The organism is Roseburia yibonii (assembly GCF_014297335.1).
Taxonomy (GTDB): Bacteria; Bacillota; Clostridia; order Lachnospirales; family Lachnospiraceae; genus Roseburia_D; species Roseburia_D yibonii.
In genome coordinates, this window is the sequence record NZ_JACOQH010000002.1 from 87,654 (window position 1) to 109,407 (window position 21,754).

The window sequence follows — 21,754 nt, forward strand, 5'->3', positions numbered from 1 at the left end:
TGGAAAAGAGGAAAAGATATGACATTGGATGAATTACCAATTGGAAAAGAAGCGGTGATCACAAAAGTGAGCGGAGAGGGCGCGCTGCGCTGCCGGTTCTTGGATATGGGACTGATCCCGAAGACAAAAGTAGTGGTACAGAAAGTGGCACCGATGGGAGATCCGATCGAACTGCATATCCGTGGATATGAACTGACGATACGGAAAGAGGATGCCGGAAAAATAGAAGTAGAGCCGGAGGAGAAGGAAGCATGATCTTAGCATTAGTAGGAAATCAGAACTGTGGAAAGACCACGCTTTTTAACCAGCTGACCGGTTCCAACCAGCATGTGGGAAATTTCCCGGGAGTTACCGTCGATCAGAAAATGGGAGAAGTCCGCTCCAAAAAGGGATGCCAGGTCGTGGATCTGCCGGGCATTTATTCCCTGCGTCCCTATACAAATGAGGAGATCGTGACCAGAGACTTTATCTTAAATGAAAAGCCGGATGGGATCATCAACATTGTGGACGCGACGAATATCGAGCGAAATCTCTATCTGACGCTGCAGCTTCTTGAGATGCATATCCCGATGGTGCTTGCGCTCAACATGATGGATGAAGTGCGCGGAAACGGCGGTTCTGTGGATGTAGAACAGATGGCGGTGGAACTGGGAATACCGGTCGTGCCGATCAGCGCGGTAAAAGATGAAGGTGTGGAAGATCTCATTGATACCGTTTACCGTGTGGCAAAGAAAAAGGAGATGCCGCGCGTGACGGATTTCTGTGAAAAAGGTGATGTACACCGCTGTATTCACGCGGTCTGTCACCAGGTGGAGGATCATGCGCAGAATAACGGCATGTCACCGCGTTTTGCAGCAGTCAAGATCATAGAGAACGATACCGATATCATAAAACGTCTGGAACTCAGTCAAAACGAGCTGGACATGATGGAGCACAGCATCGAGGAGATGGAGACAGACCATCATATGGACCGGAATGCGGCACTTGCGGATATGCGCTATACTTTTATTGAAAAAGTATGCGCGAAAACCGTAACAAAGTGTCAGGAGAGCAGAGAACATAAGCGCAGTGTGAAGATCGACCGCGTGCTGACGGACAAATATCTGGCGATCCCGATGTTTCTCGGGATCATGCTGCTCATCTTCTGGCTGACCTTCGGACTGATCGGACAGGGGCTCAGTGATCTGCTCAGTATTGGGATCGACCGTGTGACGGCGCTTGCGGATCATGCACTCACAGTTTACGGAATGAATCCGGTCGTACACAGTCTGGTCATCGACGGTGTGTTCGCCGGGGTCGGAAGCGTACTCAGTTTCCTGCCGATCATCGTGGTGTTGTTCTTTTTCCTGTCGATCTTAGAAGATTCGGGATACATGGCAAGAGTCGCGTTTGTGATGGATAAGCTGTTACGCAAGATCGGACTTTCCGGGCGCAGCTTTGTGCCGATGCTGATCGGATTTGGATGTACAGTTCCTGCGGTCATGTCAAGCCGGACGCTTTCTTCGGAGCGCGACCGGAAGATGACGATCATGCTGACACCGTATATCAGCTGTTCGGCTAAAATACCGATCTATGCCGTGTTTGCGGCGGCGTTTTTTGAAAAATATCAGGCGCTTGTCATGATGGGATTATATGTCGGCGGTATCGTAGTCGGTATCCTTGTGGCGTTATTGTTTAATCACACGCTGTTTAAGGGAAATCCGGTTCCGTTTGTGATGGAACTTCCCAATTACCGTTTCCCGTCCGCAAAAAGCGTGCTGCTTCTGATGTGGGACAAGGCAAAAGATTTCATCCAGAGAGCATTTACAGTCATCTTTTTTGCAACGATCATCATCTGGTTTTTGCAGACGTTCGATACCAGGCTCAATGTGGTGGCGGACAGCAGTGACAGCCTGCTTGCGCTGGTGGGAAAATGGATCGCTCCGGTGTTTGCTCCGCTTGGATTTGATGACTGGCGGGTTTCCACGTCGTTAATCTGCGGATTTACGGCAAAAGAGGCGGTCGTGAGCACAATGAGCGTGCTGACCGGAACGAGCATGGCAAATCTCGGTGCGGCGCTGGGCGGCATGTTCACTCCGCTTACGGCAGTGAGCTTTCTGGTATTTACGCTGTTATACACGCCGTGTGTGGCGGCGATCGCGGCGATCCGCCGGGAGATGGATTCCAGGCTTCAGAGTGTCGGAGTTGTGGTCATGCAGTGTGTGGCAGCCTGGATCGTGGCATTTATCGTATATCGGGCAGGAGGGATCTTTTTATGAATCTGATCGATGGACTTGTGCTGCTTTTTCTTTTCCTCTGGGGAATATTGGCAGCGCGCGCTTCCTGGAAGAAAAAAAGAAGCGGAAAGTGTGCCGGATGCAGTGGAAACTGCGGATCCTGCGGGCGATAAAGGTATTTTTTTGAAAACATATGGGAATGTTCTTGTATTAGAGGAACTTCTATGTTAGAGTAGATTCAGATAATAACGTTAAAATATTAACGATAACCGAAAAAACAGGAGGAGTACATATCATGAGAGGAATACGAACAGCCGTATCCGATTTAAGAAAACAGATTTTTACCGAAGTTGCAAAAGTTGCATGCAACGATGAGGCAAATCTCAATGACGCGGTGGAAGCAATTCCATATACCGTATGTCCGGGAGATGTTCCGCGCTACCGTGAAAGCATTTACCGTGAGCGTACGATCGCGGCAGAAAAAGTAAGACTGGCAATGGGTATGTCATTAAGACCGGCAGACCGTCCGGTGCATGTCACCAGCGGACTGGAAGAAAGCAATATTTCCGAGAAATATTACGAGCCGCCGCTTATGCAGGTCATTCCGTCCGCATGTAATATGTGTGAAGAGAAAAAATACGAAGTATCCAACATGTGCCAGGGATGTATCGCGCATCCGTGTACCGAAGTCTGTCCGAAGGGTGCAATCACACGGGTGAATGGTAAATCCTATATCGATCAGTCCAAGTGTATCAAATGCGGAAAATGTAAGGCAGCCTGTCCGTATGACGCGATCGCAAAGAAAGTAAGACCGTGTTCCGTGGCATGTGGTGTTGGCGCGATCTCTACCGATGAGCTCGGACGCGCGAAGATCGATCCGAACAAATGCGTGGCATGTGGCCAGTGTATGGTAAGCTGCCCGTTTGGCGCGATCGGAGATAAATCACAGATCTTCCAGCTGCTCCGCTGCATGAAAGAGGGCGGAAAAGTAGTTGCGGAAATCGCGCCGGCGTATGTCGGACAGTTCGGACCGAACGCGTCTCCGGAAAATGTGAAGGAAGCATTACTGGAACTTGGATTTACCGATGTGCGTGAAGTTGCATATGGCGCGGATATCGGAGCTGTTGCAGAGGCAAAGCATTATGCTGAGCATGTAGCGACCGGTGAACTGCCGTTTTTACTTACCTCCTGTTGTCCGGCATGGTCCATGCTGGCGAAAAAACAGTTCCCGGATCTGATCGGTTCCGTATCCCAGGAGCTGACCCCGATGGTCGCAACCGCGCGAAGCATCAAGAAAGAAAATCCGGATGTGAAAGTCGTATTTATCGGACCTTGTGCGGCTAAGAAGCTGGAAGCCAGCCGTTCTTCCGTGCGCAGCGACGTTGATTTTGTCATCACGTTTGAAGAGCTTGACGCGATGTTCGCCGCAAAGGGTATCGACCCGAACACAGTGGAAGGAACAGAAGGACTTCATGACGCGACAGCAGCCGGACGTGGATATGCCTGCGCAGGCGGTGTCGCTGGAGCGATCGAGCAGTGTATCCATGAGTATTATCCGGGTGTTGAGGTCAAGATCGAACATGCGGACGGACTTGCGGAATGTAAGAAAGCGCTCATGCTTGCAAAAGCAGGAAAGAAAGATGGCTGTATGATTGAAGGAATGGGATGCCCGGGCGGCTGTATCGCAGGAGCGGGAACCATCCTTGCACTCAATAAGGCACAGCAGGAAGTAAAGAAGATCCAGGAAGGATCAGAACAGAAAATCCCACCGAAGGAACTGGCAGATATCGAACTGCTCTAAAGCGGGATAAAAAGAAAGAGGAACTGTAAAATGAGTAAAGTCAGAACAAGATTTGCACCAAGCCCTACGGGACGGATGCACGTTGGAAATTTAAGAACAGCTTTGTATGCGTATCTGATCGCGAAGCATGAAGGCGGAGATTTTATTTTAAGAATCGAAGATACCGATCAGGAACGTTATGTGGAAGGTGCGGTTGAGATCATTTACCGCACCCTGGAAAAGACCGGTCTTGTGCATGATGAGGGACCGGATAAAGACGGAGGCGTGGGACCTTATGTCCAGAGCGAACGTCAGGCAAAAGGGATTTATCTGGAATACGCCAAAAAGCTGATTGAAAAAGGAGAAGCATATTACTGCTTTTGCGATAAAGAGCGTCTGGAAGGCTTAAAACAGACCGTTGCGGGAAAAGAGATCTCCGTGTACGACAAACACTGTCTGTCATTAAGCAAAGAAGAGGTAGAGGCAAATCTTGCAGCTGGCAAACCGTATGTCATCCGCCAGAATAACCCGAGAACCGGAACAACAACGTTTCACGATGACATCTATGGTGATATCACGGTAGATAATTCGGAACTCGACGATATGATCCTGATCAAATCAGACGGATATCCAACTTACAACTTCGCGAATGTTGTGGACGATCACCTGATGGGGATCACCCATGTAGTGCGCGGAAACGAGTACCTTTCCTCTTCACCGAAATACAACCGTCTCTATGAGGCGTTTGGCTGGGAAGTACCGGAATATATCCACTGCCCGTTGATTACCAATGAAGAGCACCAGAAGTTAAGCAAGCGCTGTGGTCATGCGTCATACGAAGATCTGATCGATCAGGGATTTCTGACGGAAGCCGTAGTAAACTTTGTTGCGCTGCTTGGCTGGAGCCCGTCAGACAACCGTGAGATCATGTCCCTGTCTGAACTGGTAGAAGCGTTTGATTATCATCATATCAACAAATCACCGGCAGTTTTTGATTACACAAAGCTCAAATGGATGAACGGAGAATACATCAAAGCGATGGATTTTGACCGTTTTTACCAGATGGCAGAGCCGTATATCAAAGAAGTGGTGACCAAAGATTATGACTTAAAGAAGATCGCGACCCTTGTAAAGACCAGGATCGAGATTTTCCCGGACATCAAAGACCACATTGATTTCTTTGAGCAGTTACCGGAATATGATATCGCGATGTATACGCATAAGAAGATGAAGACCAATGCGGAGACAGCCTTAGAAGTGCTTACAGAGATTCTTCCGAGACTCGAGGCACAGGAAGATTACAGTAACGATGCGCTCTATGCGATGTTGTGTGATTATGTGGCAGAAAAGGGCTGTAAGAACGGATATGTGATGTGGCCGATCCGTACAGCGGTATCCGGAAAACAGATGACACCGGGTGGCGCGACAGAGATCATGGAGATCCTCGGAAAAGAGGAATCCCTTGCCCGTATCAGAAAAGGAATTGAATTATTAAGCAAATAAGAGCATAAAGAAAGAGAGTGAAGATATTATATTTTCACTCTTTTTTTGACAGGGAGTAAGAAGTGGAGTTCAGCAGATCACAGACAGAGGCAATCGAACATAAGGATGGACCGGCACTCATACTGGCGGGGCCGGGAAGCGGAAAGACAGCGGTGATCACCGAGCGCACCAGCCGGCTGATCACCGAACATGGCGTGGATCCGTCCCGGATACTGGTCATCACATTCACGCGGGCAGCCGCAAGAGAAATGGAAGAGCGGTTTATCCGGCGGATGGGGAAAAAATATCCGGTGACATTTGGAACGTTTCATGCGGTATTTTTTACGGTCCTCAAATACGCCTATCATTTTCATGCGGGAAATATCATAAAAGAAGATGTCAAATACCAGTATATGCGGGAGATCGTTGCGCATATGGGATTGGAGTACGATGACGAGGCGGAGTTTTTATCGTCTTTGTTCGGTGAGATCAGTATGGTGAAAAATGCCGGAGTAGCGCTTGAAAATTATTATTCTTCCAATCTTCCCGAGCATGTGTTCCGCAAGATTTACCGTGCGTATGATGAAAAATTAAGACGCAACCGGCTGCTCGATTTTGATGATATGTTAGTCTACACTTACGAGCTTTTTTCAGAGCGCAAAGACATCCTTTCGGCCTGGCAGAAAAAGTACCGTTATATTCTGATCGATGAGTTCCAGGACATCAACAAGCTTCAGTTTGACATCATGAAAATGCTTGCGCTTCCCGAAAACAATCTCTTTGTGGTCGGGGATGACGATCAGTCGATTTATCGTTTCCGCGGGGCGAGACCGGAGATCATGCTGCATTTTGACAAAGATTATCCGAACGCGAAAAAAATCGTACTGAAAGAAAATTACCGTTCCACAGCGAATATCGTGGATGCGTCCCTTCGCCTGATCGGACATAATACAGAGCGCTTCCAAAAGGAGATCCACGCGGCGGGAAGCAGCGGCGCGGCGGTGGAATTTGCGGTATTTGAAGACCAGAGAGCGGAAAACAGAAAGATCATAGAAGAGATCAGGGACCATGTGGAAGGCAGTGGAATGTATTCGGATATCGCGATACTGTTCCGCACCAATACGCAGCCGAGACTTTTGATGGAACAGCTGATGGATTATGATATTCCGTTTGTCACAAGGGACAATATCCCCAATCTCTATGAGCACTGGATCGCGAAGGATATCTTTGCCTACATTTACATGGCGCAGGGAAGCCGCACCCGAAAGAACTTTTTGCAGATCATGAACCGGCCAAAGCGTTATATCAGCAGGGAAAATGTGGATGAGGAGGAGATCGCGTTCGAGGTGTTACTCGATATCTACCGCGATAAGCCATGGATCGCCGAGCGGATCGAAAAAATGGAGTATGACCTAAAAGTGATCGGGCGGATCACACCGTTTGCGGCGATCAATTACATACGGCAGAGCGTCGGCTATGATGACTTTTGCAGGGAATACGCGGATTATCGCAGGATCAGCGAGGAAGAACTGCTTGAAAAGTTAGATGAACTGCAGGAGGGTGCCAAGGGCTACCGTGACTTTGATGAATGGTTTACCCATATTGAGGAATATACCGAAGAATTAAAGCGTCAGAGTGAGAAACAGCGTAAAAATAAAAACGGGGTGCTGCTTGCGACACTGCACAGCGCCAAGGGACTTGAGTTTCAAAAGGTTTATATCGTGGATGTCAATGAGGGAGTCATGCCATACAAAAAGGCAGTGTTAGAAGCGGATATCGAAGAAGAAAGGCGCATGTTCTACGTTGGTATCACACGCGCCAGAGAAAAGCTGAAGCTCTGTTCCGTGAAAAAGCTAAACAATCACGAGACAGAGATCTCCAGATTTATCCGGGAAATGAACGAAACGGGGGATTAATCCATCTCTTCAAATTCCTCTTCATCTAAAAGTTCATCAAAACGGTCAGCGACGATCTCGTATTCTTCATCATCGGTGATATTGTCCAGGGAAGGATTGCCGTCTTCATCTTCAAAATAGCGGTAGATGTAGACCTTTCCCTCGGCATTGTCCGCACCGTTTTCATCGAGCGGAAGCAGCGCGATATAATCCTGGTCAGCTGCTTCAAAGATCGTGAGAATGCGGCATTCGACTTCGGAATCGTCATCCAGGCTAAGTGTTACGAACATATCTTCATCATCATTGGAATTTTCCTGTTTTCCCATATCAGTACCTCTTTTCTGTGATAAATTGCTGATGCAGTATCATTCTATCAGTTCTGTGCCCGCTTCGCAACCGGCACCGGAAAAATATCAGAATTTTTCTATACAAATAAAATAAAAACAGGTATAATAAAATACAAATGTGCAACAGAGGAAAAAACAGATGAAGTATGAGATAAAGGAAGGAAATTATGCGGCAATGGGAGTGACCAGACAGGGAAGAGATCTGGTATTTACGTTTGCCGCGAAACAAAATCAGACATGTGCTGTGCTGCTTTATGACAGGGAGAGCGGCAAAAAACAGTTTAGGATCGAGCTGCCCGTGGAGTTTCAGGCAGGTTTCCTTCGTTCTGTCTGCATACGGAATATAGATTACCATAAATTTGATTATAACTATGAGATCGATGGAGAAGTCGTGACAGATCCCTATGCCAGAAAGATCGTGGGCAGGGAGCACTGGTGCGACAAGGCGCGGCAGGGGAAAAATGTGCTGCGTGGAGGATTTGATTTTTCCGTCTTTCACTGGAAGGAACAGCGGCCAAAGGTCAAAAAAGAGGACATGTTCCTCTATAAGCTGCATGTGCGTGGATTTACGATGGACACGTCGGCGGCAAACCGGGGAACCTTTGCGGCACTGCAAAAGAAGATCCCGTACCTGCGTGATCTGGGAGTGACATCGGTCGAACTGATGCCGGTCTATGAATTTGAGGAGATCGAGCAGAAAACGAAGGACAAGCTGCCGGATTATGTGACATGGAAGAAAAAAGCAAAAGAAAAGAGGGCGGAAACGCGGGTGAATTTCTGGGGCTATACCAGAGGAAACTATTTTGCGCCCAAAGCATCATTTGCGGCTTCGGATCATGCGGCTGTGGAGTTGAAAAGACTGATCCAGGCGCTTCATAACCAGGGGATGGAGTGCATTCTTGAGATGTTTTTCCCGGCGGGAGTTCCGGCGGCTGAGATCATCGACGCATTGCATTACTGGGTACTTGAGTACCATGTGGACGGATTTCATTTGCAGGGAGAAAATCTGCCGGTACAGGTGATCGCGGAGGATCTGCTGCTTCATGCGACCAAGATCTTTTATGTGTGGTTTGAAGAGGCGGTTGTCGCAAAAGAGGACGCGGACAGCCATTTGTACTTTTACAATGATGAATTTGAATATCCGATCCGCCGCATGCTCTGCGGCAGGGATGCCAGCCTGTATGAGTTTGTCAATCAGATGCGCAAACAGCAGGAGCGCGCTTCGTATGTGAATTATATCTGTGACAATAATGGATTTACGCTGGCAGATCTTTTTTCATACAGTGAAAAGCACAATGAGAAAAACGGAGAGAAAAACACGGACGGAAGCAGCTGGAATTACAGCTGTAATTGCGGCGCGGAAGGGGAGACGAACCGGAAATACATTAAAAACCAGCGCAAACGGCTGGCAAAGAACGCCATAGCGGCTGTCTTTCTTGCGCAGGGAATCCCGCTTCTGTTTTCCGGGGATGAATTTGGAAATTCACAGGAAGGCAACAATAACGCGTACTGCCAGGATAATGCGATCGGGTGGATCAACTGGAAAGAAAAAGGAAGAAACAGGGAGCTTTTGGAGTTTACCAGAGCGGTGATCCGTTTCCGGAAGGAGCATCCGGTGTTTAGGAGCCCGGAACCGATGCAGATGTGCGATTATAAGGGGATCGGACTGCCGGATCTTTCCTATCACGGCGAAGAAGCATGGATGGCGGGCTTTGATCCGGGCAGACAGGTGGTAGGCCTGCTCTACGGCGGTGGCTACGCGCTGCGGGACGATGCCACGGAGGATGACGATATCTATATCGCGTTTAATTTCCATGTGACGGAGAAAAAACTGGCGCTCCCGAAGACGGAGAAGACGAAGGGCTGGTATCGCGTGATCGATACCGCAAGAGAAAAGGACGCGGTTTTGGATAACGGCGTGGAAATAGAGCAGAAACAGGCTGTGATCGCGCCGCAGTCTGTTGCGGTCTTTGTTGGAAAGAGGTAGGGAATGAAAGCGTGGAAACATTTTTGTACGATTACACATCATAAATATCTGGTCATGAAAGGATGCTTTCGTGTCGGGTTGTACCGGCAGGGGCTTTTGCATGATCTTTCCAAATACTCGCCGACGGAATTTCTGGTCGGCTGCAGATACTATCAGGGAAACCGGAGCCCGAATAACGCGGAACGCGAGGTGAAGGGCTATTCCTCGGCGTGGCTTCACCACAAGGGAAGAAACAAGCACCATATGGAGTACTGGATCGACTATGGGGTGCCGGATAAAGAGGGACCGCATAAAGGCGAAAATAAAGGGCTTGAGGGGATGAAGATGCCGATCAATTATGTGGTGGAGATGTTTATCGACCGGGTTGCGGCGTCCAAAAATTATCAGAAAGAGAAATATATAGACCGCAGTGCCCTGGAATACTATGAACAGGGCAAAAAATGCCACATTCTGCATCCTGACACGCAGAGGCTTTTGGAACTGCTGCTTCATATGCTGGCAGAAGAGGGCGAGGATAAGACATTCGCGTTTATCAAAAACGAAGTCTTAAAAGGGAAAATATCCTATTGACAGAAATCAGAATAAAAACTATAAATAAAGGAAAGACAGAAAGAAGGAACGAGATATGGTAAAAGACAAAAAGATCCTGTACAGCGGTATGCAGGCGACAGGAACACTGACACTTGGAAATTATCTGGGGGCTTTAAAGAACTGGCTGAACTGGGATCAGGAATATGAGTGCTTTTACGGCGTTATGGATCTGCATTCCCTGACCGTACGTCAGGAACCGGCGGAGTTTCGGAAAAATGCGAGAAATCTGTATGCGCTTTATGTAGCGGCGGGGCTGGATCCGAAAAAGAACTGCCTCTATTACCAGTCACATGTCTCCGCACACGCGGAACTCGGCTGGATCCTGGACTGCTTTACCTATATGGGTGAGCTGAACCGCATGACCCAGTTTAAGGATAAAGCCGCAAAACACGCGGATAATATCAATGCGGGACTCTACACATATCCGGTTCTTATGGCAGCGGATATTTTGCTGTATCAGACAGACCTGGTTCCGGTTGGCGTGGATCAGAAGCAGCATCTTGAGATCTGCAGGGATATTGCGGAACGTTTCAACAATATCTACGGAGAAGTATTTACCATACCGGAGGCATATATCCCGAAGGCCGGCGCAAAGATCATGAGCCTTCAGGAGCCGGAAAAGAAAATGTCCAAATCAGATGAAAATGTCAATGCGACCATCCGGCTTCTCGATGATACCGATACGATCATCCGCAAATTCAAGCGCGCGGTGACAGATTCCGGCAGTGAAGTCCGTTATTCGGAAGAAAAACCGGGCGTCAGCAATCTGATGAGCATCTATGGCTGTGTGACCGGAAAGACCATGGAAGAGATCGAAAGAGAATTTGACGGAAAAGGATATGGAGATTTCAAACTTGCAGTAGGAGAGGCCGTTGCGGATGAGTTAAGACCGCTTCAGGAGCGTTATAAACAGCTGATCGCGGATAAGGCTTATATCGAGTCCTGCATTAAGGAAAACGACGAGAAGGCAAGTTATTTCGCGAATAAGACACTGCGCAAGGTACAAAAAAAGATCGGACTGACAGAAAGGATCCGTTAGTCTGCTGGAAATTTTACACCAGGAAAGAGTGCCTGCATATCAGGGGGAAGAGGAGCCGTAAAAACAAGCGGCTCCTTTTTGATTGGATGAAGGAAAGAAAGCCGGGCTGCATGCAGTGCCTGACGGTCGATCTGGCGGAAATCAGGGTGATAGAGAAAATCTCCGATCAGTGGATGCCCGATGTATTTCATATGGACACGGATCTGATGCGTGCGTCCGGTCTCTAACGTAAGCAAAACGAGGGAAAGCCCGTTTCTTTCCGCAAGCCGCCGAAAATGCGTGACCGCACGCTCCCCGGATGAAAAATTTACTTCTCTTTCGATCACGGAACTGCCTTTGCGCGCGATCGGAGCGTCGATCGTGCCGGATTCCGGAGTGATGCCGGAAACAATGGCGAGATAACTCCGGTGGATCTGGCGTGTGCGGATCGCGGAAGAAAGAAGCGCACTGCTGAGCGCGTTTTTTGCAATGACCGTAAGCCCGGTCGTGTCCCGGTCGAGACGGTTGAGACAGCGGAAGGTAAAAGGAATGCCCTGCTTTTTGTAATACATGAGAACCGCGTTTGCGAGTGTGTTGTCATAATTGTCCATAGACGGATGCGTCGGCATGCCGGAGGGCTTGTTTACGACAAGGATATCTTCGTCCTCGTAGAGAATCGTAAGCGGAAGATCCACGGGGAGAATGCCATCGGAGCCGGTATTTTCGGTTAAAGATACCAAAATGGTGTCCCCGGTATGTAAGATGTCCTGAAAATAAAGCCAGATCCCGTCGCGCAGAATGCTGTTTTTTGCTTTTTTCAGATCGATCAGGATATGACGCGAAAACCCCTGTTCTTTTAGAAACGTGGCGACTGTTTTGTTGTTATCCTCTGCCGTGATCTGATAGGAAAGTGTCCGGTTCATCCAATGCCTCCTGGTGTTGTTATTGCTGTTATTATAACCTGCGGACGGGCAAAATAAAATAGGGAAAGGCACTTTATCGTTTCAATTTCATAAAATGTAGTAAATCAGCTTTGAGGTGCTTTTTTTGAAAACTTTTTTATCCCCATTGAATGCGAAAGAAGAAGCGGAATGTCTGATCAAAATGAAAGAAGGCAGCCTTGAGGCGAAAAATACGCTGATCGAACGGAATATGCGGCTGGTCGCTCATGTGTCGAAAAAGTATCAGAATACCGGGGAAGATCCGGAGGATCTTATATCTATTGGGACGATCGGGCTGATCAAGGCGGTGACTACGTTTGACGCGGAAAGAGGGAGCCGTCTTGCAACCTATGCGGCGCGCTGTATCGACAATGAACTGTTAATGTATCTTCGCGCGAAACGAAAGGTGTCGCGCGAAATCTCACTCTATGAGCCGATCGGGACGGATAAAGAGGGAAATCAGATCTCGCTTTTGGATATTGTCGAGAGTGATGAGCCGGATATCCTTGAAAAGATCGAACTGCATAAGAATGTGGAAAAGATTTACCGGAAACTGCCGGAGGTACTGAACGAACGGGAAAAAGAGATCATTATCCTGCGTTATGGACTGTATAACAAAAAGGTGCAGACGCAGCGTGAGATCGCAAACCGGATCGGCATTTCCAGATCCTATGTCAGCCGGATCGAGAAGCATGCGCTGGAAAAACTAAAAAAAAGCTTAAATGAGGAATAAAACTATTTGAAAAAGATGGAAATCATGTTATGATGATTCCATCTTTTTTATCTTTATGACAGAGAGACTGTCATCTGATCAGAGTCAGAAGCCGGATCGGCAGCAGAATTCAAACAAAAAACAAAATCAAAAAGGAGGAGTAGATTGTACAGTATTGTATCTACAGCGATCGTGCATGGGATCGACAGTATCCCGGTGCAGGTTGAGGCGGACGTGAGTAACGGGATGCCTTATTTTGAAATGGTTGGTTTTCTTGGCGCGGAAGTCAAGGAGGCCAAGGAGCGTGTGCGCACGGCACTGCGAAATGCCGGATATCTACTGCCGGCAAAGCGTATCACGGTAAATCTTTCGCCGGCGGGCGTCCGGAAATCCGGATCAGCCTTTGATCTTCCGATCACAGTAGCGTTGATGGCGGCGCTTGAGATCGTTCCAAAAGAGAATATGGCGGACATCCTTGTGGTCGGGGAAATTGGTTTAAACGGACAGGTACAGCCAGTGCGGGGGATCCTGCCCGCCATATTCGGCGCAGCGGAACGCGGATTTTTAAAATGCATGGTTCCGGCGGGAAATTACAGGGAGGCGTGTGTGGTACCGGGAATTGAGATCATACCGGTGAGCAGTCTTTTTTCTGTTATTTCCTATTTTAAAACAAAGAAAACGGAAGATGCCGAAAAGAAAACGGAGGAAAGCGGGAAATGCGCGTTCAAAGCGGAACAGCCGGATTTTGCGGAGCTCCATGGACAGGGAATGCTAAAGCGGGCCTGTGAGGTGGCAGTGGCGGGCATGCATAATCTTCTGATGGTCGGGCCTCCGGGAACCGGAAAAACCATGGCGGCAAAGCGGATCCCGTCGATCCTGCCGCCGATGAGCAGGAAGGAGCAGATCGAGCTGTCAAAAATATACAGTGTCTGCGGGCTGTTTGAGGAGCGGGGAGATCTTTTGGATATACGCCCGTTTCGCGCGCCGCACCATACGGTGACGCCACAGGGACTTTCCGGTGGCGGGTGCATCCCGAAGCCGGGAGAGATCAGTCTTGCGCATCATGGGGTGCTGTTTTTGGACGAACTGACCGAATTTCGAAAAGAGGCATTAGAAGCGCTGCGCCAGCCAATGGAAGAAAGACAGGTGCAGCTCGTACGGACGGGAGGAAACTATCGGTATCCGGCGGATTTTATGCTGGTTGCCGCGATGAATCCGTGCGCCTGTGGAAATTATCCGGACAGGCAGAAGTGTTCCTGCAGCCGGCGGGAGATCGCGCGCTATCTCGGACGTGTCAGCAAACCGCTGATCGATCGTATGGATCTGTGTGTCTGGGTAACGAGATTATCCTATGAGGAAGTGACCGGCGCAGGGAAAAAAGAGGAGTGCTCCGAAAATATACGAAAACGTGTGGAAGCGGCATGGCAGATACAAAGAGAACGTTACCGGGAAGGCGGATTTTTGCATAACAGTGAGATACCGGCGGGGCAGCTGGAAGCGTACTGCATGCTGGATAGAAAAAAGAAGCAGTACTTAAAGCAGATCTATACGAGCCTGGATCTGAGCGCAAGGGCATATCATAAGCTGCTAAAAGTGGCACGCACCATAGCGGATCTGGAGGAAAGTAAGGAAGTTGAGCTGCGGCATCTGAATGAAGCGGTCTGCTATCGGAATCCTGAGCCGAAATTCTGGGAGCAGGCATAAAAGGGGGAAATAAAATGACGGATAAAAGGTACGATTACTGGCTGAACCGGCTTCCGGGCATCGGAGTGCAGAAACGGAGCATACTGCTTGCGGACGGAAGGAGCGCCAAAGACATTTTTGAAATGAGAGAAGAGGAACTGCTTGAGATCCCGTTTCTGATGAAACAGGATGTAAAGCGGATCATGGCGGATCGAAATACTTATGATCTGAAGCTTTCTTATGAAAAATTAAAAAGCGCAGGGGTGGACTTTATTACAAAGGAAGAAAAAATATTTCCGGCACGCCTTGGAAATATCGAGGGCGCGCCGGACGCTCTCTATGTAAAAGGGCGGCTCCCGGTGGAAAATGTGCTTTCTGTGGCGATTGTAGGGGCGAGATGCTGTTCGGAATACGGCAGGGCATTTGCGGGTGAGATCGCGGAGGCTCTGGCGGCAGAGGGCGTTATCATTTTAAGCGGAATGGCAAGAGGCGTGGATTCTGCGGGACATGCGGGCGCACTGCGCGCAGGCGGAGAGACTTATGCGGTACTTGGCTGCGGTGTGGATGTGTGCTATCCGCCGGAAAACGCAGGGCTGTATGAAGAGATACAAAATGCGGGCGGGCTCATCTCGGAATATGCGCCGGGAACGCCGCCGTTTGGCGCGTTTTTTCCCGCAAGGAACCGGATCCTCAGCGGAATGAGTGACATTGTGGTTGTGATCGAGGCAAGGGAGCGGAGCGGCTCCTTGATCACGGCGGATTTTGCAATGGAACAGGGCAAGGATGTTTACGCGCTTCCGGGCAGAGTGACAGACCGTCTTTCGGGCGGATGCAACCGTCTGATCAAGCAGGGTGCAGGGCTTGTTTTGTCGGTGGAAGATTTCTTAAAAGATCTTCAGATCGAAGCAAAAAGCAGGAGAAAAGTCGAAAACTTTAAGAAAAATTTACTTGAAAAACCGGAGATGGTGGTGTATAGTGGTCTAGATTTCGAACCGAGGAGTTTGGATGAGATTATGAAAAGAACAGGGATGATGCTTTCTGAGGTCAGCGGGGCTTTGATCGGGCTGCAGCAGAAAGGGAAAATAAAGGAAGTTTTTAAAAATTATTATGTCCGTTCTTGAAAAAGAGCTGTGAAGGAGTAAAAAAATGGCAAAGTATCTTGTGATTGTGGAATCACCTGCGAAAGTAAAGACGATAAAAAAATTTCTGGGAAAAAATTATGAAGTAATGGCTTCCAACGGACATGTTCGTGATCTGCCGAAGAGTCAGCTCGGTATAGATGTGGAACACGATTATGAACCAAAATATATCACGATCCGGGGAAAGGGCGAAATTCTCGCAAAACTGAGAAAGGAAGCAAAAAAAGCAGATAAAGTATACCTCGCAACCGATCCCGACCGCGAGGGAGAGGCGATATCCTGGCATCTGTCCAAGGCGCTGAAGCTGGAAGACAAAAAGATGTACCGTATCAGTTTTAACGAGATCACGCAGAGCGCGGTGAAGGCATCCTTAAAACAGGCGCGTGAGATCGATATGGATCTTGTGGATGCGCAGCAGGCGCGCAGAATGCTGGACCGTATGGTGGGCTACCGTATCAGCCCGCTGCTCTGGGCAAAGGTAAAACGTGGACTCAGCGCAGGAAGAGTACAGTCCGTTGCGCTTCGTATCATCTGTGACAGGGAAGACGAGATCAGCGCGTTCATACCGGAAGAGTACTGGAGCCTGGATGTCATGCTCGGCATCAAGGGAGAGAAAAAGCCGCTTGTGGCGAAATTTACCGGTAACGCAAAAGGCAAGATGACGATCTCCTCCAGAGAACAGATGGATGCGGTCATGGATCAGTTAAAGCAGGAGAAGTACCAGGTGCTTGAGGTGAAAAAGGGAGAGCGTGTGAAAAAGGCGCCGCTTCCGTTTATCACAAGTACCCTGCAGCAGGAAGCGTCCAAGGTACTTAATTTTTCCACGCAGAAGACCATGCGCCTTGCGCAGCAGCTTTACGAAGGAATTGACTTAAAAGGAGCCGGTACCGTCGGTCTTATCACTTACCTGAGAACGGACTCGACCCGTATCTCGGAAGAAGCGGACGCGGCAGCGAGAGATTATATTGGAACTACATACGGAGCAGAATATGTGGCAAAGACGGTTGCGGCAAAAAAGAGCAACGCAAAGATCCAGGACGCGCATGAGGCGATACGTCCTTCTGACATTACGAGAACGCCGCAGGCAATGAAGGAATCGCTCTCCAGAGATCAGTTCCGCCTGTATCAGCTGATCTGGAACCGTTTTACCGCGAGCCGCATGAAAGAGGCTGTGTATGAGACGACTTCCGTAAAGATCGGGGCAGGGGAGTACCGTTTTTCGGTATCCGCGTCCAAAATCGCATTCGATGGTTTTATGTCGGTATACACCAATGATGAGGATGAAAAAGCGGAGAGCAATGTGCTCTTAAAATCGATCGACAAGGATACAAAGCTTACCTTCCAGGAATTTGACGAAAAACAGCACTTTACCCAGCCGCCGGCGCATTATACAGAGGCATCACTGGTAAAAGCACTGGAAGAACTTGGGATCGGACGTCCGAGTACCTACTCACCGACGATCACCACGATCCTTGCGAGACGTTATATTGTAAAAGAAAATAAAAATCTGTATGTGACAGAGCTCGGTGAGGCGGTAAACAACATTATGAAGGATTCGTTCCCGAGCATTGTGGATGAGCATTTTACGGCAAATCTGGAATCCCTGCTCGATATGGTGGAGGAAGGAAAGGTAAGCTGGAAGACAGTGGTAAGCAACTTCTACCCGGATCTTGCGGAAGCGGTTGCGATCGCGGAGAAAAATCTGGAAAAAGTGCAGATCGCGGATGAAGTGACCGATGTGATCTGTGAGGAGTGCGGCCGCAATATGGTGGTAAAATACGGACCGCATGGAAAATTCCTTGCGTGCCCGGGCTTCCCGGAGTGCCGTAACACCAAACCGTATCTTGAGAAGATCGGAGTACCGTGCCCGCTCTGCGGCAAAGAAGTCGTGTTAAAGAAGACCAAAAAAGGCAGAAAATACTATGGCTGCGAGAACAATCCGGAATGCGGATTCATGTCATGGCAGCGTCCTTCCGTAAAGAAATGCCCGAAGTGCGGCGGCTATATGGTAGAAAAGGGAAGCAAGCTGGTCTGCGCGGATGAACAGTGCGGCTATGTCGAAGAAAAAAAGAAAACCGACGAAAAAGAGAAATAAATTGACAGAATAATCTGCTATATATTGAATATTGAGAGCAAACGTGCTAAACTGTGAGACAGCGGAACTGCCGACTGGACAGGAGGACGAAGATGAGCGTACAATTATTGGATAAAACAAGAAAGATCAATAAACTTTTGCATAATAATCATTCTTCCAAAGTGGTATTCAATGATATATGCAGGGTTATGACGGATATTCTGGATGCGGATGTCCTGGTTATCAGTAAAAAGGGAAAGGTGCTCGGCATGAGCACGGACACCAGTATCCCGAAGATATCGGAACTGATCACGGATGAGGTCGGGGGATTTATCGATGGCGCGTTGAATGACCGGCTGCTCGGGATCCTTTCCACAAAGGAAAATGTGAATCTGGAAACGCTTGGTTTTGTCGAAAATACAAAAGCGTACCGCGCGATCATCACACCGATCGACATTGCCGGAGAACGTCTTGGAACGCTCTTTATCTACCGGGGCGAGCAGGATTTTGGAATCGATGATATCATTGTGAGTGAATATGGAACCACCGTGGTAGGTCTTGAGATGATGCGCTCTGTCAACGAGGAAAAAGCGGAGGAGAAAAGAAAAGTACAGATCGTGCGTTCTGCGATCGGAACTTTATCTTTTTCCGAACTCGAAGCAATCACATATATTTTTGATGAACTGAACGGAAACGAGGGAATCCTGGTTGCCAGCAAGATTGCTGACCGTGTGGGGATCACACGTTCGGTCATTGTCAACGCATTGCGTAAATTTGAGAGTGCCGGGGTGATCGAGTCGCGGTCTTCCGGTATGAAAGGAACCTATATCAAGGTTATAAATGATGTTGTTTTTGACGAACTTGAAAAAATAAAAAAAGAAAAGAGATAACAGTGCCAGAGCGAAAAAGGAGATTTGTAGAAAGAATGATCTATAAATCTCTTTTTTGATGGAAGCGGAAGATTGTACACGATATGACAAAAGTATGCAGAATTGTATAAAAATAGACAAAAACTACTTGTCTTTTTTGGCATTAACTTCTATAATAAGTAGTGGTAAGCAGAAACCAAGTGGAGTTGGAGGTACACATATGATAAATACAGATGCGTTCAGTTATATCAATATTCTGGACAAGGCGGCGGATGCCAGCTGGACACGAAGCGAATGTATCAATAACAATCTCGCGAACGTGGATACACCGGGCTACAAACGGCAGGACATTGATTTTTCCAGTGTCCTTGCGGAGGAACTTGGACATTACAAATACGTATCTTTGGATCAGAAGGTGAGAAATTTAAATCTGAATCACCTGAATGCGTCTGTCTATACAGATTATGCGAACTATTCATACAGGGAAGACCGTAACAACGTGGATATTGACACTGAGGAAGTAGAACGCGCTTCCGAGACAATCAAGTATCAGACGTTGACGGACAGCATTTCGCAGGAATTTTCCAGATTGAAAACAGCGATGAGTTAAGGAGTTAAGAGGAGGTAATGACAATGGCTTTATTTCAGGCTTTTGATATCAGCGCGTCTGGAATGACGGCTGAGCGTTTCCGTACGGACGTGATAGCGGAGAATGTGGCGAATATCAATACGACGAACACCGGGGATGGAACGCCGTACCGGAGAAAGATTGTTACATTCCAGGAGAAACAGATCACACCGTTTTCAGACGTACTGTCTAATACGCGGAATGCATTCGCGGGGAACGGCGTAAAGGTTTCCAAACTGACAGAGGATTATGAATCCGACTATATCATGAAATATGATCCGTCACATCCGGATGCGGATGAAAATGGATATGTGTCATATCCGAATGTAAATATTGTCACGGAAATGACAAACCTGATCGATGCAAGCCGTGCGTATGAGGCAAATACAACTGCTTTTGATGCGACAAAGTCTATGGCACAGGCAGGACTTCAGATCGGTAAATAGGGGGAGGTAAAGAGAGATGGATATTTCAGCACTTACAAATGTCTCTGCTGATGACATTAAAATCGCGGCTGAAAAGGCAAAAACACCGACCGGAGCAGACACGTTCGCGAATGCGCTTGGCTCTGCGATGGGAATGGTGAATGAGACGAACAGCTATATCAATAAGGCAGAGTCCGAAGAGATTCGTTTCGCACTTGGTGAAGCCGAAAACACACATGATCTTCAGGTGGCACAGTATAAAGCAAATTCAGCATTGCAGTTTACAGTTGCGGTGCGTGACAAGCTGCTGGATGCCTATAAAGAGATCATGAATATGCAGATTTAATGGGTAGGGAAAAGAAATGCCGGAAAGACTGAAACAGATAATTGATAAAATAGGAGACTGGTGGAAAAGATTTTCCACAAAACAGAAGACACTGATCGTAAGCATTGCCGCGGTCGTAGTTGTGGCTTTGATCATTTTGGGAATGGTTGTTTCAAGACCGACCATGGTGACACTTATCACATGCGATTCAGCTACGCAGGCTTCGCAGGTAAAAGATTTACTGGACGGGGAGTCAATCCCTTACGAACTGTCGCAGGATGGACTGACGTTTACAGTAAATAAGAAGGATGAAGCAAATGCTTCGATCCTGCTTGGATCAAACAGTATCCCGTCCGAAGGGTACAGTATTGATGATGCGATCGACGGAAGCTTCAGTACTACGGAAGCGGATAAGACTAAGAAATACCAGCTTTATCTGGAAAGCGCATTTGCGGATAAACTGGAGACGATTTCAAACATAGAAACCGCGACGGTTACACTGTCCATTCCGGAAGATGACGGAACGATCATTTCACAGGGGCAGGACACTTATGCCAGCGTGATCCTGAAACTGAACGGAGAAATGACGGATGACCAGGCGGCGGGAATTGCGCAGTACATAGCGACGGAAGTCGGCAATGATGATACAGACAGCATTTTGATTCTGGATTCGGATGGAAATGTCCTTTTCTCCGGCGGGGATTCCAATTCACAGACCGGAAATGCCAACAGCCAGCTGGCACTTACAAGCAAGACGGAAAATGCGGTAAAAAGCAAAGTGAAGGATGTTGTCCTTGGCACGGATGTGTATGACAATGCAGAGGTTGGCCTGAATCTGGTGCTTGATTTTGACAAGACGGATGTGACAGACCACGAATACTATGTGGCGGATGGACAGACACAGGGCTATCTGGACAGCGAAAGCTCATATGAATCAGAATCCGACGGGGGCGCAGCGGCAACACCGGGTACGGACTCCAATGATGATACAACTTATGTGATCCAGGATAACAATACAACACATACGACAGTATCGGATTACAGCAAAGATTATCTCCCGAATGAGCGGATCACAACAACAACGGGATCTGTTGGGAATATTGACTATGACCAGTCATCGATCACCGTTGCACTTACCAGATATGTGGTATATAACGAAGATGCACTGAAAGCAGATGGAACATTGGACGGAATGACATTTGATGAATATGTGGCAGCGAACAGTGACCGCGTAAAAACGGATGTCGATCCGGACTTTTATACAATGGTATCACGGGCGACCGGAATATCTGAAAATAATATTTCAATCGTTGCCTATGATGTGCCGTTTTTTCAGTATTCAGAAAATAACGGAAGAACGCTGACGGATTATCTGCAGATCGCGCTTGCGGTACTGATCCTTGCAATGCTTGGTTATGTGGTATTCCGCAGTACAAGAAAAGAAGAAGCAGTGGAGGTGGAACCGGAATTGTCGGTAGAATCCTTACTGGAAACAACGAAAGAGGCGGAGTCCGAACAGCTTGAAGATATCGGATTCAATGAGAAGTCTGAGACAAGACTTATGATAGAAAAATTTGTCGATGAAAATCCGGAAGCAGTTGCATCATTACTGCGTAACTGGCTGAATGAGGAGTGGAATTAA

18 protein-coding genes and 1 pseudogene are annotated in these 21,754 nt (G+C 48.0%); 17 read left to right on the forward strand and 2 right to left on the reverse strand.

Translation table 11 applies throughout. The features are described from left to right. Window positions 1–18: 18 nt before the first annotated feature. The 5 genes and pseudogenes from feoB (at window position 19) to H8Z76_RS03200 (ending at window position 7,394) form a co-directional block, all read left to right on the forward strand. Window positions 19–2,258: pseudogene (feoB, locus tag H8Z76_RS03180) on the forward strand (ferrous iron transport protein B). Next, entirely contained in the window at window positions 2,255–2,389 is a 135-nt protein-coding gene (locus tag H8Z76_RS03185) for a FeoB-associated Cys-rich membrane protein (RefSeq protein WP_022515275.1), read from the forward strand. The pseudogene feoB and the gene H8Z76_RS03185 overlap by 4 nt, the downstream one beginning before the upstream one ends. 122 nt (window positions 2,390–2,511) lie before the next feature. Next, window positions 2,512–4,017: a 4Fe-4S dicluster domain-containing protein gene (locus H8Z76_RS03190; RefSeq protein WP_022515276.1), complete on the forward strand. Its 1,506-nt coding sequence runs from the start codon at window positions 2,512–2,514 to the stop codon at window positions 4,015–4,017. A gap of 30 nt (window positions 4,018–4,047) precedes the next feature. Next, window positions 4,048–5,499, forward strand: coding sequence for a glutamate--tRNA ligase (gltX, locus tag H8Z76_RS03195; RefSeq protein WP_186981664.1), 1,452 nt, complete (start codon window positions 4,048–4,050; stop codon window positions 5,497–5,499). A 62-nt stretch (window positions 5,500–5,561) separates the two neighbouring features. Then, the gene (locus H8Z76_RS03200) at window positions 5,562–7,394 is read left to right on the forward strand and encodes an ATP-dependent helicase (protein ID WP_186981665.1); all 1,833 of its coding nucleotides are present in this window, start codon (window positions 5,562–5,564) and stop codon (window positions 7,392–7,394) included. On the opposite strand, the gene H8Z76_RS03205 is transcribed toward H8Z76_RS03200, so the two are convergent. After that, a complete protein-coding gene (locus H8Z76_RS03205; RefSeq protein WP_022516572.1) occupies window positions 7,391–7,699 on the reverse strand; it encodes a DUF1292 domain-containing protein in 309 nt (102 codons plus the stop codon). The genes H8Z76_RS03200 and H8Z76_RS03205 overlap by 4 nt on opposite strands. Window positions 7,700–7,859: 160 nt before the next feature. Between H8Z76_RS03205 and H8Z76_RS03210 the strand changes: the two genes are divergently transcribed. The 3 genes from H8Z76_RS03210 to trpS are packed head-to-tail and all read left to right on the forward strand — an operon-like array spanning window position 7,860 to window position 11,337. After that, on the forward strand, window positions 7,860–9,707 hold the full coding sequence (locus tag H8Z76_RS03210; RefSeq protein ID WP_186981666.1) for an alpha-amylase family glycosyl hydrolase: 1,848 nt from the start codon (window positions 7,860–7,862) through the stop codon (window positions 9,705–9,707). A gap of 3 nt (window positions 9,708–9,710) precedes the next feature. After that, window positions 9,711–10,277: a DUF5662 family protein gene (locus H8Z76_RS03215; protein WP_147618152.1), complete on the forward strand. Its 567-nt coding sequence runs from the start codon at window positions 9,711–9,713 to the stop codon at window positions 10,275–10,277. Between the two features lie 55 nt (window positions 10,278–10,332). Then, entirely contained in the window at window positions 10,333–11,337 is a 1,005-nt protein-coding gene (gene trpS / locus H8Z76_RS03220; protein ID WP_147618151.1) for a tryptophan--tRNA ligase, read from the forward strand. Here trpS and H8Z76_RS03225 read toward each other — a convergent pair. After that, the gene (locus H8Z76_RS03225) at window positions 11,334–12,239 is read right to left on the reverse strand and encodes an RluA family pseudouridine synthase (protein WP_186981667.1); all 906 of its coding nucleotides are present in this window, start codon (window positions 12,237–12,239) and stop codon (window positions 11,334–11,336) included. The genes trpS and H8Z76_RS03225 overlap by 4 nt on opposite strands. Before the next feature lie 124 nt (window positions 12,240–12,363). Between H8Z76_RS03225 and sigK the strand changes: the two genes are divergently transcribed. From sigK to fliF, 9 genes are all read left to right on the forward strand, one after another. After that, a complete protein-coding gene (gene sigK, locus H8Z76_RS03230) occupies window positions 12,364–12,990 on the forward strand; it encodes an RNA polymerase sporulation sigma factor SigK (RefSeq protein WP_022516576.1) in 627 nt (208 codons plus the stop codon). Between the two features lie 144 nt (window positions 12,991–13,134). Next, the gene (locus H8Z76_RS03235) at window positions 13,135–14,673 is read left to right on the forward strand and encodes a YifB family Mg chelatase-like AAA ATPase (RefSeq protein WP_186981668.1); all 1,539 of its coding nucleotides are present in this window, start codon (window positions 13,135–13,137) and stop codon (window positions 14,671–14,673) included. Between the two features lie 14 nt (window positions 14,674–14,687). Further along, entirely contained in the window at window positions 14,688–15,773 is a 1,086-nt protein-coding gene (gene dprA, locus H8Z76_RS03240; protein WP_186981669.1) for a DNA-processing protein DprA, read from the forward strand. A gap of 25 nt (window positions 15,774–15,798) precedes the next feature. Then, window positions 15,799–17,886 carry a type I DNA topoisomerase gene (topA, locus tag H8Z76_RS03245; protein WP_147618146.1) on the forward strand — a complete coding sequence of 696 codons (2,088 nt, stop codon included), beginning with the start codon at window positions 15,799–15,801 and terminating at the stop codon, window positions 17,884–17,886. A 92-nt stretch (window positions 17,887–17,978) separates the two neighbouring features. Beyond that, a complete protein-coding gene (gene codY, locus H8Z76_RS03250) occupies window positions 17,979–18,755 on the forward strand; it encodes a GTP-sensing pleiotropic transcriptional regulator CodY (RefSeq protein WP_186981670.1) in 777 nt (258 codons plus the stop codon). 199 nt (window positions 18,756–18,954) lie between these two features. Next, window positions 18,955–19,344 (forward strand): flagellar basal body rod protein FlgB, encoded by a 390-nt coding sequence (gene flgB, locus H8Z76_RS03255; RefSeq protein WP_022514493.1) that lies wholly within the window; start codon window positions 18,955–18,957, stop codon window positions 19,342–19,344. Window positions 19,345–19,367: 23 nt separating this feature from the next. Next, window positions 19,368–19,808, forward strand: coding sequence for a flagellar basal body rod protein FlgC (gene flgC / locus H8Z76_RS03260; RefSeq protein ID WP_186981671.1), 441 nt, complete (start codon window positions 19,368–19,370; stop codon window positions 19,806–19,808). A 16-nt stretch (window positions 19,809–19,824) separates the two neighbouring features. Next, window positions 19,825–20,133 (forward strand): flagellar hook-basal body complex protein FliE, encoded by a 309-nt coding sequence (locus H8Z76_RS03265; protein ID WP_022514495.1) that lies wholly within the window; start codon window positions 19,825–19,827, stop codon window positions 20,131–20,133. Between the two features lie 16 nt (window positions 20,134–20,149). Beyond that, window positions 20,150–21,754, forward strand: a complete 1,605-nt coding sequence (fliF, locus tag H8Z76_RS03270) for a flagellar basal-body MS-ring/collar protein FliF (protein WP_147618144.1) — start codon at window positions 20,150–20,152, stop codon at window positions 21,752–21,754.

Coding starts and splice junctions, on each gene's coding strand:
- topA (WP_147618146.1), top strand. CDS start 15,799: ATGGCAAAGTATCTTGTGATTGTGGAATCACCTGCGAAAGTAAAGACG.
- H8Z76_RS03185 (WP_022515275.1), top strand. CDS start 2,255: ATGAATCTGATCGATGGACTTGTGCTGCTTTTTCTTTTCCTCTGGGGA.
- flgB (WP_022514493.1), top strand. CDS start 18,955: ATGATAAATACAGATGCGTTCAGTTATATCAATATTCTGGACAAGGCG.
- flgC (WP_186981671.1), top strand. CDS start 19,368: ATGGCTTTATTTCAGGCTTTTGATATCAGCGCGTCTGGAATGACGGCT.
- H8Z76_RS03265 (WP_022514495.1), top strand. CDS start 19,825: ATGGATATTTCAGCACTTACAAATGTCTCTGCTGATGACATTAAAATC.
- fliF (WP_147618144.1), top strand. CDS start 20,150: ATGCCGGAAAGACTGAAACAGATAATTGATAAAATAGGAGACTGGTGG.
- H8Z76_RS03210 (WP_186981666.1), top strand. CDS start 7,860: ATGAAGTATGAGATAAAGGAAGGAAATTATGCGGCAATGGGAGTGACC.
- gltX (WP_186981664.1), top strand. CDS start 4,048: ATGAGTAAAGTCAGAACAAGATTTGCACCAAGCCCTACGGGACGGATG.
- H8Z76_RS03215 (WP_147618152.1), top strand. CDS start 9,711: ATGAAAGCGTGGAAACATTTTTGTACGATTACACATCATAAATATCTG.
- dprA (WP_186981669.1), top strand. CDS start 14,688: ATGACGGATAAAAGGTACGATTACTGGCTGAACCGGCTTCCGGGCATC.
- H8Z76_RS03190 (WP_022515276.1), top strand. CDS start 2,512: ATGAGAGGAATACGAACAGCCGTATCCGATTTAAGAAAACAGATTTTT.
- H8Z76_RS03205 (WP_022516572.1), bottom strand. CDS start 7,699: ATGGGAAAACAGGAAAATTCCAATGATGATGAAGATATGTTCGTAACA.
- codY (WP_186981670.1), top strand. CDS start 17,979: ATGAGCGTACAATTATTGGATAAAACAAGAAAGATCAATAAACTTTTG.
- trpS (WP_147618151.1), top strand. CDS start 10,333: ATGGTAAAAGACAAAAAGATCCTGTACAGCGGTATGCAGGCGACAGGA.
- H8Z76_RS03225 (WP_186981667.1), bottom strand. CDS start 12,239: ATGAACCGGACACTTTCCTATCAGATCACGGCAGAGGATAACAACAAA.